General features: G+C 39.7%; 17 protein-coding genes and 1 pseudogene. 7 read left to right on the forward strand and 11 right to left on the reverse strand.

What is annotated here, in order from left to right:
• Positions 1–352: 352 nt before the first annotated feature.
• The 4 genes from FS875_RS00960 to FS875_RS10105 all read right to left on the reverse strand — a co-directional run bounded on the left by FS875_RS00960 (position 353) and on the right by FS875_RS10105 (position 3,277).
• Positions 353–1,102: a L,D-transpeptidase family protein gene (locus FS875_RS00960; protein WP_144751738.1), complete on the reverse strand. Its 750-nt coding sequence runs from the start codon at positions 1,100–1,102 to the stop codon at positions 353–355.
• A gap of 38 nt (positions 1,103–1,140) precedes the next feature.
• Complete coding sequence (locus FS875_RS00965) at positions 1,141–2,097, reverse strand: acetyl-CoA carboxylase carboxyltransferase subunit alpha (protein ID WP_144751741.1); 957 nt, start codon at positions 2,095–2,097, stop codon at positions 1,141–1,143.
• A 78-nt stretch (positions 2,098–2,175) separates the two neighbouring features.
• Positions 2,176–3,114, reverse strand: a complete 939-nt coding sequence (locus FS875_RS00970) for a site-specific tyrosine recombinase XerD (RefSeq protein ID WP_144751744.1) — start codon at positions 3,112–3,114, stop codon at positions 2,176–2,178.
• A complete protein-coding gene (locus FS875_RS10105; protein WP_166428875.1) occupies positions 3,104–3,277 on the reverse strand; it encodes a hypothetical protein in 174 nt (57 codons plus the stop codon). Before FS875_RS10105 ends, FS875_RS00970 begins: the two co-directional genes overlap by 11 nt.
• A gap of 100 nt (positions 3,278–3,377) precedes the next feature.
• Here FS875_RS10105 and FS875_RS00975 point away from each other — a divergent pair.
• The 5 genes and pseudogenes from FS875_RS00975 to FS875_RS00990 all read left to right on the forward strand — a co-directional run bounded on the left by FS875_RS00975 (position 3,378) and on the right by FS875_RS00990 (position 6,329).
• Positions 3,378–4,011, forward strand: a pseudogene (locus FS875_RS00975) (shikimate kinase).
• Positions 3,986–5,119 (forward strand): 3-dehydroquinate synthase, encoded by a 1,134-nt coding sequence (aroB, locus tag FS875_RS00980; RefSeq protein WP_144751749.1) that lies wholly within the window; start codon positions 3,986–3,988, stop codon positions 5,117–5,119. Before FS875_RS00975 ends, aroB begins: the two are co-directional and overlap by 26 nt.
• Before the next feature lie 161 nt (positions 5,120–5,280).
• Positions 5,281–5,412 carry a hypothetical protein gene (locus tag FS875_RS10780; protein WP_281282237.1) on the forward strand — a complete coding sequence of 44 codons (132 nt, stop codon included), beginning with the start codon at positions 5,281–5,283 and terminating at the stop codon, positions 5,410–5,412.
• A 111-nt stretch (positions 5,413–5,523) separates the two neighbouring features.
• On the forward strand, positions 5,524–5,919 hold the full coding sequence (locus tag FS875_RS00985) for an MliC family protein (RefSeq protein WP_144751752.1): 396 nt from the start codon (positions 5,524–5,526) through the stop codon (positions 5,917–5,919).
• 17 nt (positions 5,920–5,936) lie between these two features.
• Positions 5,937–6,329, forward strand: a complete 393-nt coding sequence (locus FS875_RS00990) for an MliC family protein (protein ID WP_144751755.1) — start codon at positions 5,937–5,939, stop codon at positions 6,327–6,329.
• A 16-nt stretch (positions 6,330–6,345) separates the two neighbouring features.
• On the opposite strand, the gene mnhG is transcribed toward FS875_RS00990, so the two are convergent.
• From mnhG to FS875_RS01025, 7 genes are all read right to left on the reverse strand, one after another.
• On the reverse strand, positions 6,346–6,762 hold the full coding sequence (gene mnhG / locus FS875_RS00995) for a monovalent cation/H(+) antiporter subunit G (RefSeq protein ID WP_144751758.1): 417 nt from the start codon (positions 6,760–6,762) through the stop codon (positions 6,346–6,348).
• Positions 6,759–7,040, reverse strand: coding sequence for a K+/H+ antiporter subunit F (locus tag FS875_RS01000; protein ID WP_144751761.1), 282 nt, complete (start codon positions 7,038–7,040; stop codon positions 6,759–6,761). The genes mnhG and FS875_RS01000 overlap by 4 nt, the downstream gene beginning before the upstream one ends.
• Complete coding sequence (locus tag FS875_RS01005) at positions 7,037–7,522, reverse strand: Na+/H+ antiporter subunit E (protein ID WP_144751764.1); 486 nt, start codon at positions 7,520–7,522, stop codon at positions 7,037–7,039. Before FS875_RS01005 ends, FS875_RS01000 begins: the two co-directional genes overlap by 4 nt.
• On the reverse strand, positions 7,519–9,141 hold the full coding sequence (locus FS875_RS01010; RefSeq protein WP_144751768.1) for a monovalent cation/H+ antiporter subunit D: 1,623 nt from the start codon (positions 9,139–9,141) through the stop codon (positions 7,519–7,521). Before FS875_RS01010 ends, FS875_RS01005 begins: the two co-directional genes overlap by 4 nt.
• Positions 9,141–9,482 (reverse strand): Na+/H+ antiporter subunit C, encoded by a 342-nt coding sequence (locus tag FS875_RS01015; RefSeq protein ID WP_144751771.1) that lies wholly within the window; start codon positions 9,480–9,482, stop codon positions 9,141–9,143. The genes FS875_RS01010 and FS875_RS01015 overlap by 1 nt, the downstream gene beginning before the upstream one ends.
• Positions 9,482–12,403: a monovalent cation/H+ antiporter subunit A gene (locus FS875_RS01020; protein ID WP_144751774.1), complete on the reverse strand. Its 2,922-nt coding sequence runs from the start codon at positions 12,401–12,403 to the stop codon at positions 9,482–9,484. The genes FS875_RS01015 and FS875_RS01020 overlap by 1 nt, the downstream gene beginning before the upstream one ends.
• Before the next feature lie 246 nt (positions 12,404–12,649).
• Positions 12,650–13,132 carry a BA14K family protein gene (locus FS875_RS01025; protein WP_144751777.1) on the reverse strand — a complete coding sequence of 161 codons (483 nt, stop codon included), beginning with the start codon at positions 13,130–13,132 and terminating at the stop codon, positions 12,650–12,652.
• Positions 13,133–13,301: 169 nt separating this feature from the next.
• On the opposite strand from FS875_RS01025, the gene FS875_RS01030 reads away from it, so the two are divergent.
• Positions 13,302–14,399 (forward strand): carboxynorspermidine decarboxylase, encoded by a 1,098-nt coding sequence (locus FS875_RS01030; RefSeq protein ID WP_144751780.1) that lies wholly within the window; start codon positions 13,302–13,304, stop codon positions 14,397–14,399.
• Positions 14,400–14,460: 61 nt separating this feature from the next.
• Entirely contained in the window at positions 14,461–15,699 is a 1,239-nt protein-coding gene (locus tag FS875_RS01035; protein WP_144751783.1) for a saccharopine dehydrogenase family protein, read from the forward strand.
• The last annotated feature ends 40 nt before the right edge of the window (positions 15,700–15,739 follow it).

Genomic DNA, 15,739 nt, shown 5'->3' on the forward strand with positions numbered 1-15,739 from the left:
TGTGGATCTCTCGTTCAGATTACAAAACCATGAATTATTATCAATCCATCTCTCAATCGTGCATAAAGTTTACCTGCTACTGAACTTGTGTGATTCGTCTCACAAATTGACCATATAAGCCTTGCCCAGAATATATAACCAAAATCATAGAGTTTTTTATTTGATTGATGCAAAAAACTCATTCTACACAGAAATGACATGGTATTTCACATATGCATGAATAGACTTTCTATCACCGTACGAAAACACAAGATTTTACAGCATGAGTGATAAAAGGAATAAAACATTCCTAAAGAAAGAAGGAGATCTTTTTATTTTTTGGAAAGATCTCCATTTTACGAGAAGGTAATACTCAAGGCGTTAGAGCACTTGAAGTCTTGTTTATGCCACGATTAAAAACGTAACGTTTTTCATACACTTCAACCTTTGGGGGTATACGATTTTCCTCAAAGAAATCATAGCCCTCCTTAAGCATAGCCCAAAATTGATAATGAGGATCAGATCTATAGCGCTCCATATTAGCATCGGTCATGCGGAAAGGAAAAGCCTGCAACTGAAATTCTGTTTGTCCACCTCTAAAAGCATCGCGTGCAAAGGCATAAATCTGTGCCATATTCTTATCACTCATAGAATAGCAACCAGAGGAAAAGCAAGAACCATGTACCATAAGATTGCTTCCTGTTCGTCCATGAGCTTTATCATAAAGATTAGGAAATCCTATATTAAAAGAAAGATAATATTTCGAATAAGGATTCATTTGACTTGCACTAATGGTATAAAAACCTTCTGGTGTTTGCAGGTCCCCTTCCTTATATTTAGGTCCAAGCTGACCAGACCATTTGCAAATGCCATAGCGTGCCATCAACACAAAAGGTCCAGAACGGGACTGCTTCCAAATTTCAGCAACATTTTCCTGCTTAAAAAACCGCATCATAATTGGTGCATAAGGATCGATATCATACAAAACCATTCTATTTTGAATTTCTTGGGGGAGAGGTTGCTCAACTTTAGCACGAATAGAAGCAGGCAATCTTCCCTCACACGCTGTCAATATTCCCATTGCAAACAACACACACAGTGCGAGGAATCTGTTGAATATCATCGAATAAAACTCCAATCCATCCCCTCATAAAAAATGACTTATGTTAAAGACCGACCAATCTGAAGATATTTTTCCCAACGTTCTTGTTTAAGAGTTTCACCATCTTTTCCAGTCATATCCTTTAAAGCCTCTGCAATCACTTCACCAGTTTCATCAATTACGGTTTCTTTGCCTCGATGTGCTCCTCCTAAAGGCTCAGGAATAATGCCATCAATAATCTTTAACCGATGTAAATCTTGCGCAGTAATACGCATATTCATTGCAGCATCTTTTGCACGGGTTGGATCACGCCATAAAATAGAAGCAGCACCTTCTGGAGAAATAACGGAATAAATAGCATGTTCTAACATATAAACTTTATTAGCAGCAGCAATTGCTATCGCCCCCCCAGACCCCCCTTCTCCAATAACCACCGAAACAATCGGAACTTTCAGGCGCAAAGTTGCCGCTGTTGACTGGGCAATCGCTTCTGCTTGGCCGCGTTCTTCAGCACTCACCCCAGGATAAGCGCCTGCCGTATCGACAAAAGTAAGAAGTGGCAAACCGAAACGATCGGCCATTTCCATAATACGTACGGCTTTGCGGTAGCCTTCTGGACGAGCAGAACCAAAATTATAGCGCAAACGCGTTTGCGTATCATGCCCTTTCTCTTGACCTATATAAGCGACAGCTTCTCCTCTAAAGCGTGCAAATCCTGCTTGAATAGCCTCATCCTCGGCGAATTTTCGGTCTCCTGCCAAAGGTGTAACATCACTGAGCAAACGTGCAGAATAGTCCATAAAATGGGGACGATCAGGATGGCGAGCCACTTGTGTTTTTTGCCATGGCGACAATTTTTTATAAATATCGCGCAATGCTGTTTGAGAACGCGCTTCGAGGCGTGCAATCTCATCATTCATATCAAGACTGCCTTCTTCCTGAGAAATCTGTTTTAATTCAAGAATTTTTCCATCGAGGTCAGCAACTGGTTTTTCAAAATCAAGATAATTATACATTGTACCCAACTTATTTGGTATCACTTATAAACTTATAATCCGTTTTATAAAGTATTTTTCAAAAACATCACCTTTTCTTTAATGAGCCTTTTGCTCATCAGCAAGCGGATGATGTTCATTAACGAGACGATAAAGCCCTGCTTCCAATACATGGGTATAAATCTGAGTGGTCGCAATATCAGAGTGACCCAATAAATGTTGAACAGCACGCAAATCAGCACCATTTTGCAAGAGATGACTAGCAAAAGCATGGCGCAATACATGGGGAGAAAAGCCTTCACTTTTTATTCCTGCTCTTGTAGCAAGACTTTTTAACTCCCGTGCCACAACTTGTCGAGCGATATACCCTGTCTGAGAATGGGCAGGAAAAAGATAAGGGCTTTTTGCATCTTTTCCCTTATCACGCAATTCCAACCACTGCGCCAGAACCTGGCAGGCTTTTTTTGATAACAGCACCATTCGTTCTTTTTTACCCTTACCACGTACCAAAAAACTATACCCCTTTCCCCGAACAGCTTGCACAGGAAGACTTACCAATTCACTAATACGGAGTCCTGTTGCATAAAGCATTTCAATCAACACCTGAAGACGCAATGCACGCAAATAATCTTTTGACCCATAATCTGCTTGGACAACCTCTGCTTGCGCCAAATCAAGCAATTTCGTGACCATATCTTCACTGATGATTTTTGGCAAAGAACGCCCCTGACGAGGTGCATCGATATCATGGGAAGGATCATCTTCTCTCAATCCTTCGGCATAAAGAAAGTGATAAAATTGACGCAAAGTTGATAAACGACGCGCTTGTGAAGACGCTGCACAACCAAGACTGTGCATAAGTGATAAAAGACCAATTAAATCTTCTTTTTGTGCTGAAAAAAGTGAACAAGAGCGGGAAGATAAAACCTCCTCTGCCCAGTGCAAATCATGTTGATAAGCTGCAAGTGTATGGTCACAAGCACCCCGTTCAGCACTCATCATTTCAAGAAAACGTTCTATCACAATATCACTTTTCATTTCCTTGATCCGCTGTTGAAGAAAGATTTACTGAATCCAAAGGAATATCAACATACATATCCACAGTTACAGGTTTAACAAAAACAACAAGAGCAACCATGATACCAAGAAGAATAACAAAGGAAATAAAAAGAATCATTAAAAATCTGGTCAATGTTGGCATAAGATAATAAACTCTCCCCAGAACTATTCTATGACTCGAATTATGCCTTACAAAGATTAACAGGAATTGACTTTAAAAGAGATAAATGCCGAAATAAGTTATGAAAAATAACCAACCAAAACATATTCCAATGACACAGATAAAAAGTCAGCTCTTATCGTCTCTGGATAAACGAGCCCTTGTCTTTGTTGGTTTGATGGGGGCAGGCAAATCAGTCATCGGCAAACGTGTTGCCACGATGCTTCATTTGCCCTTTTATGATTCTGATCAAGAAATCGAAAAAGCTTCAAAAATGACCATCACCGAACTCTTTAAAATTTATGGTGAATCAGAATTCCGCGCTCTTGAACAGCGTGTTATGCTCAATCTTATAAAAAAAAGTCCTCTCATTTTAGCAACCGGTGGTGGTGCCTACATAAATCAAAACATCCGAAAAGCCATTCATCAAAATGCTATATCGATCTGGCTTAAAGCGGACCTTGATATCCTCATGCAACGTGTCTCGAAGCGCAAAACGCGCCCCCTTCTCCAAACAGAAAATCCTAAAGAAACCATGCAAAAGCTCATGGAGCAGCGTTATCCTATTTATGCACAGGCCAACGTAATAATTCACACGCATAAAGAAAGCCGCCTTACCGTGGCAAAAAATGTCATACGGTCTGTGCATCACTACCTCGATACAGAACAATCACCATAGGAACAACAAGCATGCAAACCAAAACCGTCACTGTTAAGCTGGACAAACGCTGTTACGATATCATCATTGGACCAAATCTCATTGCGCAAGCAGCTTTACAGATTAAACGTTCTCTCCAGAAAACAGATTTTCATCAAACACGTTTAGCAATTGTTACAGATAGCAATGTTGCCTCCCTCCATTTGGAAACATTACAAACAGAATTAACAAAAAATAAAATTCATACAGTTCCAATCATTGTGGAAGCAGGAGAACAATCAAAATCGTTTTCCACCCTGCAAAGCGTCATTGATAAAATTCTTGCTGCACGTTTAGAGAGAGGTGACTGTGTTATTGCTTTTGGTGGTGGTGTCATTGGCGATTTAGCAGGATTTGCCGCAAGCATTATACGCCGCGGCATGAACTTTATTCAAATACCCACAACACTGCTTGCACAAATTGACTCCTCTGTTGGAGGAAAAACGGGTATTAATAGCCCATATGGTAAAAATCTTATTGGCACTTTTTATCAACCGCGCTGCGTTATTGCTGACACAGGTATTCTTGATACACTCCCACTGCGCCAATTTCGCGCTGGTTATGCGGAAATGATCAAATATGGTCTTATTAACCAACCTGAATTCTTTGCATGGCTTGAAAAAAATGGCCAAAAAATTTTCTCCAACGGCCCCGTACGAACAGAAGCCATTGTTCGCTCATGCCAATTTAAAGCCGACATTGTAGGACGCGATGAATACGAAACAGGAGAACGTGCACTCTTAAACCTTGGTCATACATTTGGGCACATGCTTGAAACAGCAACCGCTTATGACTCAAACCGTTTAATCCATGGTGAAGCTGTAGCAATTGGGATGATTCTAGCCCATCAATTTTCCGCACAATTGAATTTAACAAATGCCGCTCTCACACAGCGCATTGAAGCCCATTGTAAAGCCGTGGGATTGCCTACCCAACTAAAGGATATCCCTGGCCAATTACCAAACGCACAAACACTGATGGCTTTCATTGCTCAAGACAAAAAGGTTTCGCAAAACAACTTAACGTTTATTTTAACACGGGGACTTGGCCAATCATTTATTGCAAAAAATGTTCCACCAAACGCAGTTTTAACCTTTTTGGAACAAAAATTAACGGAAATTCGTTAATTCATATTGAATATAATTGATTCGCTTTTATACTTCTATTAAAGAAATAGATATGATGATGTCTGCGTAGCTCAGTAGGATAGAGCACAGGATTCCTAAAGAATTGGGCGCCTTGAGGAGAAATCTTCAAAGTGGATCTGCTCAAATTCGGGGAAAGCTTCATGGGAAACCATATGCCAATCCCGAGCCAAGCCCCTCTTCAAAAAGGGGAAGGTGTAGAGACTGAACGGGCAGCACCTAAAGAGCATAAGCTTTATGGTGAAGAGACAGTCCAGACCACAAACAGCTTTTAAAGCTGGCGGTGAAAATCGAAGTGGTATGAATCCTGGGGTCGCAGGTTCGAATCCTGCCGTGGACACCATCCTATCAGTCAAATTATTCTTCGTGCAATATAGGGAAGCATTATGAAAAAAACTCTACATATCTTAGGATTTTTAGCCGCGTCAAGTTTATCACTTTTTAGCTTAAATAATGCCTTAGCAGGCTCTATAATCCTTGAGGTAGCAGATAGTCCAGAGCCAACAACACAAACAATAACCTATCAATGTAATACAGGAGTAAGTAAAGAGCGCGTTGAAGCAACCTATCACAAAGCTGATAATATTACATTGGTTGATTTCAAATGGAAAGGTGACCGCGTTATTGCTGCGAATGTCATCGCTGCCTCTGGAGCAAAATATGCAGGAGCCCAGTATATCTGGTGGGAAAAGAACAAAGAAGTCACAATCTATGATCTTGCTCATGATCCAGAACAACAAAAACCTATCCTCTGTAAAGATGAATCAATGTTATTGTTCTAAAGAATGAAAGGGATATTATGAAAACAACATCTTTTACATTACGGTTTTCTGCCGTTTTAAGTCTATTATTCTTCAGTTCAATCAATGCGTTGGCTGGTTCTTTAGTCATTGAAGTACCAGATGATCCAGCACCAACGACAGAAATTGTTTCCTATAAATGCGATATGGGAAAGGATAAAGAGTCTGTTGAAGCAATTTATTACACTGCTGGTAATATTGCGCTCGTTGATTTCAAGTGGAAAGGAAAGCGTATTGTCGGTTCCAATGTCATTGCTGCTTCTGGAGCAAAATATGTAAGCGGGCAATATGTATGGTGGACAGCTAAAAATGAAGCTTTATTTTATGATCTCATCAATGATCCAAAAGAAGAAAATCCTATTCGCTGTGTAGAAGAACAACGTATGCAATAAAAAGGGCAGTTGCATATCAAGAATCGCGCTGGTTCTCATGCGCATCAGATGATATTTCTTCTGATGTAATCGGTTGATCTTTCGTCTGATGTGATAAAAGAGCCAGCGGTTTTTCTAATGTATTTTCTGAATGGTGTCGATAAGCTGCTGCCTGTGATACCAGCATGGAAGCTACAGGTATTGTTACGAGTAGAAAAATCATCAATAATATCTCATGAAGCACAATATGATGATCCACAAAGATGGAATAGAGAAACGATGCAATAAGAATACTTCCAGCCCCCCAACTGGTACTGAGTGAAAGCATATGCAAACGCTTATAAAAACTGGAAAGACGCACCAACCCTATCGTTCCAATCAATGTAAGACCCGATCCCAATATTAAAAAGACTGTGACAGCAATAGCAACCACAAGCGATATGTCATTTTTCATTCAATAATTTCCCCTCGCATAAGAAATTTTGCCAAAGCAATACTTGATACAGGACCCAACAAACCAATAATGAGAGGCGCTATAAAATAAATGGTTGTTCCTGAACGAAGATCAAATGTCAGAAACAAAAGAATAGTTGTCACATAAAGAGCATCCAATCCCACGATTCGATCCTGCGCCCGTGGACCACGAATTAATCGAAACAATGCAAAAAGCATTGCCAAACTCAAAAAAAACTGTGCAAGAAAAATCCCCCAATAAAGAATCATCATACTCATGAGAAAATCTCCAAAAGCAATTGCTCATAGCGTTGTTTGATAGACTGTTGATAATTATATCCATCTTTAAAATCTAAAACATGCAGTAAAAGCTCACTATTTTTTCTATTATAAGCAATCCAAACGGTTCCTGGAGTAACAGAGAGGATGCATGCTAAAACCGCCAGAGCAGTACGGCTTTCAAGCAAAAGAGGCACCACAATAAAACCAGACTTCTGCTTTTGAGATCTTCTTGTCAAAACAAAGCGCGCTACAGAAATATTTGCCATAATAGAATCGATAAACACGCGAAAGATCAACCGAAAAACTGCGCGCCAACTTTTAACGGTGACTTTTTCTGGCTCAAGAAACCGCATCACCCAACCACTAAACAAAGCAACAATAATTCCTAAAAGCAATTGACCTAAACTAAAACCATTCAAGGTCAACCACATCAAAACAATTGCCGCACTAAAAAAAGGGAAAGGGAAAAAATACTTCACTGATTGATCTCCCCATTTTTGAGAGAGAAACCACCTAAAACGCTTCCAATATAATTTTGAGGATTATACAAAGTCTCAGACGTTTCAGACATATAATGGCTCACAGGAGCGGCCACAATCGTTATAAGAAAACACAAAGCAAGCAAAGCAGCAATAGGTGCAAATTCAATCACCTGCACACGCGGAATTCTTCCTTCAAGAGAAACCCAAAAAGTTCGCATACCCATTCGGGTGAGAGCAATTAAAGTGGCAAAACCAGACAAAGAAACAAAAATCACAAACAACCAATCTTGGTAAGCAGGTAGAAAAACAGATAAATTTCCCTGAGTGTGGTTGAGAATTGCCATAAACATCATAAATTTAGCCACGAAACCAGAAAAAGGTGGTAAGCCAATAATTAAGAGAGCACAGATACAAAAACATCCCCCGAGAATTGCCAAAGTTACTGGTAAATAGGTACCAACCTCATCTTCTTCCTCCTCTTCATCGTCACCATAAACTTCCATTGTGACAGTCAAAACATTTGCCGCTACATCCTGACAGCGTTCCACAAGTTCCACCAAAAGAAAAAAAGCGCTAAGTGCTAGAGTTGAAGAAACGATATAAAAGAGTGCACCTGCTGTCAGTGCTGTATGGCCAATCCCAATTGCGCTCAACAATGTCCCAGAAGAGACAAGAACGCTATAAGCTACCAAACGTACCAAAACTTGACTAGCCAAGATTCCAATAAAACCGAACGCTATAGTAGCAAGCCCTCCATAAAACAAAATCAGATGCCCAAAATAGCTGAAATATCCACTTTCAGGACCAAACCATAACAATGTCAGACGTAAGATAATATAAATGCCCACCTTGCTCAAAAGTGCAAAAGAAGCCCCAACCGGTGCTGCTGCTGCACTGTAAGTTGGCATTAACCAAAAATTAAGTGGCCACATACCTGCTTTGAGTAAAAAAGCGACACCCAAAAGCGCAGCACCTATTTCAAAGAGAACAATATCCACAGAAGCTATCTGTTTTATTTTTACAGCCAAATCAGCCATATTCAGAGTACCAACGACTCCATAGATAAGTGCGGCACCAATGAGAAACAACAAGGAAGCAACAAGATTAACCACCACATAATGTAATCCGGCACGCACGCGTAATTGACCAGAGCCATGTAAGGCAAGCCCATAAGAAGCTGTTAACATCACTTCAAAAAATACAAATAAATTGAACAAATCCCCTGTTAAAAAAGCACCATTTATTCCGACCATAAAAAACTGCATCAGAGACTGAAAATGAGGACCAGTTTTGTACCAATATGCCTGTGCAAAAACCAATGCGCTCGTCATCACCAAGCTGGAAAGTAAAAGCATCATAGCGCTTAAACGATCAAGGACCAAAATAATTCCAAAGGGAGAAGGCCAATTGCCAAGCCGATACACCCCTGCAGCAGGCGCAATTTCAAGGGCACGCGTAATTAATAAAACAGCGATAATAATCAACAATCCCGCAGAAAACAGACTTATGAATGATTTAAGTTTTGCGCGACGTTCATCATAAAAAAGCAGGAGAGCTCCAGTAATTAATGGTACAACAATAGGTAAAATAAGAAGATGTTGCACATAGGCTGCCATCACTGCACCTCACGTCCATCAACGTGGTCTGAACCTGTTAATCCGCGTGAAACGAGCAGGATAACCAAAAAGAGAGCTGTCGTTGCAAAACCAATCACAATTGCTGTTAAGACCAGAGCCTGTGGAAGAGGATCAACATAATTTTCTGGATTAATCACTTTAGTAGGATCCACAATTGGCGCAGCATTGCTACGCGGTCGACTCATTGAAAACATAAAAAGGTTGACACCATAGGAAATCAAAGACAAACCAAGAATGACTTGGAAAGTTCGTGGGCGCAAAATGAGCCAAATACCTGACCCAACAAGAACACCGATAGCCAAAGAAAGAACAATTTCCATTAGTTTTCCTTCTCTTTCAAAAGAGGTTTTTTACCGATTCGATAACTACGAATGGACTGGTGTGCCAATGCAATTAGAATAAGAACTGTTGCTCCCAACACAACAGAAAACACGCCCAAATCAAATAAAAAAGCAGACGCCATAGGAATCTTTCCAATGACTGGAAGATGCGTATATTGAAAAAAGGAGGTTAAAAAAGGAGTGCCAAAAAGCCAAGCGCCAGCCCCTGTTACGACCGATAATAACAAACCAAAGCCCATCCAGCGCAATGGCAAAACCTTCAAATGGTTTTCCACCCAACGAATATCACGGGCAAGATATTGCAAAATAAAGCCTATCGCTAAAGTTACCCCTCCAACAAATCCACCTCCTGGAAGATCATGCCCACGCATGAATAAATAAACCGAAAAAGCGATAATAACTGAAAAGAGCCACCCCATAATAACAGCTGGAACAGCAAGATAATTCAAAACTGTATCCCCCACATCACGATCAGGCTGTGCCATATCAAAAGCTTTCTGGATACGTTGTTGAAAAGGCGCATCTATACTTTCAGGAGCAGGACGAAAGCGTCGTAAAAGAGCAAAAACCGTAAGTGAAACAACACCCAAAACGACAATTTCTCCCATGGTATCAAAACCACGGAAATCAACCAACAACACATTCACAACGTTGCGCCCCCCAGCACCACTGTAAGCATTCGTCAGAAAAAAATCAGAAACTGTTGCGCCTTGAGGACGTGTCATCATTGCAAAGGAGAGCCATGCCACACCAACGCCTCCCACAAGAGCGATCACGAAATCACGAATACGACGCAAACGCACCAAAAAACAAACAGAAGTTGGAGCAGGATGATATAAACGCTTAGGCAACCACCGCAAACCAAGCAATAATAAAACAATTGTCACCACTTCAACAACCAATTGTGTTATTGCCAAATCAGGTGCAGAGAGCCACAAAAAGGTTGCACAAGTCATCAAACCAGCCCCACTCAACAGCATAAGTGATGCAAGACGATGAAATTTTGCCTGCCAAGCAACTAAAAGAGCACACGATCCCCCCACCAACCAAACAACAAGAAAAGGAATATCAAGTGGAAAAAGTGGTAACGAACCGGCTGTAATGAAACCATCGTACCAAAGTAACAAACCAACAAAGACAAAACATATCAAAAAAATCCAATGTAATTGTATTTGCAAACGACGTGTCGACAAAATAGCTTCCAGTGCTCGTGCCCATTTCCAAGAAATAACCACCAAAACGCGTTCAAAAATGCGCGTTCCTTTCAAATGACGAAAAAAAGGAGGCCCATCATCACAAGATAAAAAATAATGATGCCCGATGATATAGAGCAATCCGCCTCCTAATAAAGCCACTAAACTCATCATCAAGGGAGTATTAAACCCATGCCAAACAGCCAAACTATAAGGAATTGTCATGGGTCCTAAAACAGAGACAACAGCATTATCCAAAATAGGTCCTATTGTTAAATTAGGAAAAATACCAACTGCCAAACAAATAAATACCAAAAGTTCCATGGGTAAACGCATAAAATGCGGTGGTTCATGGGGAGATTTGGGTAAATGAACAGGTTTGTTTCCAAAAAAGACACCATGAATAAAGCGTATAGAATAAGTCACACTAAACAGACTAGCAAGCGTTGCCACATAAGGCGCAATCCAATCGAGCCATGAATCCATATGCATTTCAACCGCTTCCGCAAAAAACATTTCCTTTGATAAAAAGCCATTTAACAAAGGAACGCCAGCCATTGCTGCACTCGCCACCAAAGCGAGAGTTGCTGTAATAGGCATAGTACGATAAAGGCCTGTCAACTTACGCATATCACGTGTTCCAGTCTCGTGATCAATAATTCCAGCAGCCATAAATAGAGAAGCTTTAAAAGTAGCATGATTAGCCATATGAAAGATTGCCGCAACACACGCAAGCGAACTACCAAGACTTAAAAGCGTGGTAATCAATCCCAGATGACTAATCGTTGAGTAAGCAAGTAAACCTTTCAAGTCCTGCTGAAACATAGAAAAATAAGCTCCAAGCAGAAGCGTTGAGAGCCCTGAAAATCCCACCAACCAAAACCAAGTTTCCGTTCCTGAGAGCACAGGCCATAAACGAACAAGCAAAAACAATCCTGCTTTTACCATTGTTGCGGAATGCAAATAAGCCGATACCGGCGTTGGAGCAGCCATTGCACCAGGCAACCAAAAATGAAAAGGAAACTGTGCACTTTTTGTTAATCCGCCCAATAAAATACAAATAAGGACAAGATTATAAAGAGCACTTGATCGGATCATATCCCCAGACTGCAACACCTTATCCACATCAAAGCTACCAACGATGTGACCAATCAACAAAACACCAGCCAAAAGAGCAAAACCACCAAAACCTGTGATTGTTAAAGCCATGCGCGCGCCCTCACGCGCACTTGCATTATGGTACCAATAACCGATCAACAAAAAAGAAAAAATACTGGTGAGTTCCCAAAAAATAACCAAAAAAATGAGATTGCCAGATAAAACTATCCCTGTCATTGATCCCATAAATGCCAGAAAAAAAGCAAAAAAGCGCGCCACAGAATCTGCCTGATCCATATAATAACGCGCATAGACAACAACAAGAAGCCCAATACCTGTAATAAGCAAACAAAAAAGCCACGCCAGACCATCCATACGGAAGATCAAATCGACACCCCATTCTGGAAGCCATGAAATATCTAAACGTACCACGCTATTTTCGCGAACCGATGGATAAAGCATGATTGTAAAAAGAAGACTGAAAAGTGCAATAATTCCAGCAAACCATGCTTCATTATTTTTTACTGTCGAACGAAACAAGCTGATAACAGCACTTCCGCCAAAGGGAAGCAAAACGAGCAACATTAACATTGCTTCCCGTGTTGTCATTCTTTAAACTCCATATTGTCCTTCAATATTTTGTCGACGACAAAATAAGAATTTACATTCTTACCCCCCTCATCCCATACTTAACGATAATAAGATTTAATAAAACTTAAAAGCATTTAAAATTTTCAAAAAGCCACTATTACATAAAAAACAATAGAGCATACACATTCCCTCTTTATTTTAAGAACGAGAATGAGTACGACAAGGTTTGCTAGAAGTTTTTCTATATTTAATTAACTTCTAGCTTTAAAAAAAACGTGAAAGACACTGCTTACGAGGCCCATGAAAAGGTTGATAACTATTATCGTTTTTATTGTAAGAACGATAACGCATCTGACAGGATTCAACATGTTGTTTAAGCATCCACGGTTGCTTTTTCTCTGCAGAAGAGATTAAAAATACCTTTTTCGCCCCTGACATAATTTTTTGTGGCGCATGTTTTGTTTCTGAATTTGGTAATGCAACGAAAGCTGCTTGAGGATACCACCAATTATCTTTATATTTAACATAACCACGCCGATAATTATGATAGCCCTTAAAACCATTAAGTTCTCTACGCCCTGTAAAAACCAACGGCACCGAATTCTCGTCACCAAAGTCTGAAGAAACCACTTTGCTCTCAAGATCTCTTTTATCTTGCACCAAATTCACAATATTGGTTGTTATAATGAAAAAACTGCCAAAGAGTACAAGAGCTAAAGCATAATACAATTTTTTTTTCATACACATAACGCAAATCTCAACATACAAAAACAAAACGCAGTTACAGAAAGTCTTACTAGTGCTAGACAGAAGCAGATTCTTTTTTTAAAAATCTTTTTTCTAGAGACATCCTGTTGCTCTTTGTACTAAACGTTGATCTAAAGAATAAGATCCTTCAAAAGAGAATTAAGAGACAATGATAAAAACCCCCTATTATCTTATAGATAAATCTAAGCTCATAAAAAATATGGAAGTTATCGCTCGCTTACGCAGCATGTCCGGAGCGAAAGTTTTGCTTGCTTTAAAATGTTTTGCCACATGGAGTGTTTTTGATGTCATGTCTGAATTTATGGATGGAACCACATCATCATCCCTTTATGAACTACGTTTGGGAAGGGAAAAATTTGGTAAAGAAACCCATGCTTATTCGGTTGCTTGGGCAGATCATGAAATTGATGAAGTCTGTAGCTATGCAGACAAAATTATTTTTAACTCCATTCAACAACTTCAACGTTTTTCTGATGCAACAAAAACTCTTCAACGAGGTCTCAGGTTAAATCCAGGCATCAGTGCATCCAATTTTGATCTTGCCAATCCCACCCGCCCTTTTAGTCGCTTAGGAGAAACCAACCAAAATGCTATAAAAGAAGTTCTACCACTCATAAATGGTTTAATGATCCACAACCATTGTGAAAATGCTGATTTTAATCTTTTCAATCAAATGCTTCACTACATGGAAGAAAAATTTGCAGAACTTTTCGCTGCGGTTGATTGGATTAGCCTTGGTGGTGGAATTCACTTTACCGATGAAAATTATCCTTTAGAAGCTTTTGCAGAACGCCTAAAACAGTTTTCAGAAACCTATGGTGTCACTATTTTTCTAGAACCAGGAGAAGCGGCTATAACAAAAAGTACCACTCTAGAAGTCAGTGTTCTTGATACATTGTATAATGAAAAACGACTCGCTATCGTTGATAGTTCCATTGAAGCACATATGCTTGATCTTCTCATTTACCGCGAAAATGCGAAATTAGAACCAAATCAAGGTCCGTACGAAATTATGGTCTGCGGAAAATCCTGCCTTGCCGGTGATATTTTTGGAACATTTCAATTTCCAAAACCTCTGAAAATAGGTGACAGATTGTCTTTTCAGGATGCAGCAGGTTATACAATGGTCAAGAAAAACTGGTTTAATGGCGTTGCAATGCCTGCCATTGTCATCAAAGAATTTGATGGTACACTAACGCTTCAACGTCAATTTAACTATCATGATTATCAGATAAGTCTTTCATGAAAGAATAACCGTAAAAAACGATTATACAACAAACAGTATTGAACAAGGAGATGATCCCACGATGAAGAAAAATATTCTCATTATTGGTGCTGGAGGTGTTGCACAAGTTGTTGCGCACAAATGTGCTCAAAACAACGATATTCTCGGTGAAATTCATATTGCTTCACGAACTCTCAAAAAATGTGAAGCCATCATTTCTTCCATTAGAGAAAAAAACACAATGAAAGAACAAAGTGTTCTTCAGAGTCACAAACTCGATGCAATGAATAGAGAAGAAACTGTAAAACTTATCCAAAAGACCAAATGTGAAATTGTCATCAATGTTGGCTCAGCCTTTCTTAACATGTCCGTTCTTTCCGCTTGTATCGAAACCAAATGTGCTTATATCGATACTGCCATTCATGAAGATCCTATGAAAATTTGCGAAACACCACCTTGGTATGGCAATTATGAATGGCCTCGACGCCAAGAGTGTGAAAAAGCTGGCATCACTGCTATTTTAGGCGCTGGTTTTGATCCAGGAGTTGTAAATGCTTATGCAGCATTAGCACGTGAATGTTATTTTGATAAGATCACTGATATTGATATCATTGACATTAATGCTGGAAGTCATGGACGTTGGTTTGCCACGAATTTTGATCCAGAAATCAACTTTCGTGAATTTACGGGACAAGTATGGTCTTGGCAAAATAAAAAATGGGTTTCCAATAAAATGTTTGAAGTCAGCCACGAATGGGATCTTCCTGTTGTTGGAAAACAAAAAGCCTACATGACAGGACATGATGAAATTCATTCCTTATCCAAAAATCTTGATGTTGAAAATATCCGTTTTTGGATGGGATTTAGTGAACATTACATCAATGTTTTTACCGTTTTGAAAAATCTTGGCCTCTTATCTGAACAGCCTGTTACAACAGCAGAAGGTCAAGAAGTCATTCCTTTAAAAGTTGTGAAAGCTGTTTTACCCGATCCAGCTTCTTTGGCACCAGACTACACAGGAAAAACTTGTATTGGAGATCTTATTAAAGGCAAAAAAGATGGAAAACCAAGAGAAGTGTTTATCTATAATATAGCCGATCACAAACAAGCTTTTAACGAAACGGGTGCACAAGGTATTTCTTACACTGCCGGCGTACCAGCAGCAGCAGCAGCTCTCCTTATTGCCACCGGTGAGTGGGATGTAAAAACCATGATCAATGTAGAAGAATTACCACCACAACCCTTTCTTAAATCTCTCGACCGTATGGGACTTTCCACCTGGATAAAAGAGCAACAAGAAGAGAAAAAATTGCAGTTTTAATTTATCTATAGTGCCAATATAAATATTGTTTTTTACGATA

It is taken from the genome of Bartonella saheliensis (genome assembly GCF_902162175.1).

Coding starts and splice junctions, on each gene's coding strand:
- FS875_RS00960 (WP_144751738.1), bottom strand. CDS start 1,102: ATGATATTCAACAGATTCCTCGCACTGTGTGTGTTGTTTGCAATGGGA.
- FS875_RS00965 (WP_144751741.1), bottom strand. CDS start 2,097: ATGTATAATTATCTTGATTTTGAAAAACCAGTTGCTGACCTCGATGGA.
- FS875_RS00970 (WP_144751744.1), bottom strand. CDS start 3,114: ATGAAAAGTGATATTGTGATAGAACGTTTTCTTGAAATGATGAGTGCT.
- FS875_RS10105 (WP_166428875.1), bottom strand. CDS start 3,277: ATGCCAACATTGACCAGATTTTTAATGATTCTTTTTATTTCCTTTGTT.
- aroB (WP_144751749.1), top strand. CDS start 3,986: ATGCAAACCAAAACCGTCACTGTTAAGCTGGACAAACGCTGTTACGAT.
- FS875_RS10780 (WP_281282237.1), top strand. CDS start 5,281: ATGGGAAACCATATGCCAATCCCGAGCCAAGCCCCTCTTCAAAAAGGG.
- FS875_RS00985 (WP_144751752.1), top strand. CDS start 5,524: ATGAAAAAAACTCTACATATCTTAGGATTTTTAGCCGCGTCAAGTTTA.
- FS875_RS00990 (WP_144751755.1), top strand. CDS start 5,937: ATGAAAACAACATCTTTTACATTACGGTTTTCTGCCGTTTTAAGTCTA.
- mnhG (WP_144751758.1), bottom strand. CDS start 6,762: ATGAAAAATGACATATCGCTTGTGGTTGCTATTGCTGTCACAGTCTTT.
- FS875_RS01000 (WP_144751761.1), bottom strand. CDS start 7,040: ATGAGTATGATGATTCTTTATTGGGGGATTTTTCTTGCACAGTTTTTT.
- FS875_RS01010 (WP_144751768.1), bottom strand. CDS start 9,141: ATGGCAGCCTATGTGCAACATCTTCTTATTTTACCTATTGTTGTACCA.
- FS875_RS01015 (WP_144751771.1), bottom strand. CDS start 9,482: ATGGAAATTGTTCTTTCTTTGGCTATCGGTGTTCTTGTTGGGTCAGGT.
- FS875_RS01020 (WP_144751774.1), bottom strand. CDS start 12,403: ATGACAACACGGGAAGCAATGTTAATGTTGCTCGTTTTGCTTCCCTTT.
- FS875_RS01025 (WP_144751777.1), bottom strand. CDS start 13,132: ATGTGTATGAAAAAAAAATTGTATTATGCTTTAGCTCTTGTACTCTTT.
- FS875_RS01030 (WP_144751780.1), top strand. CDS start 13,302: ATGATAAAAACCCCCTATTATCTTATAGATAAATCTAAGCTCATAAAA.
- FS875_RS01035 (WP_144751783.1), top strand. CDS start 14,461: ATGAAGAAAAATATTCTCATTATTGGTGCTGGAGGTGTTGCACAAGTT.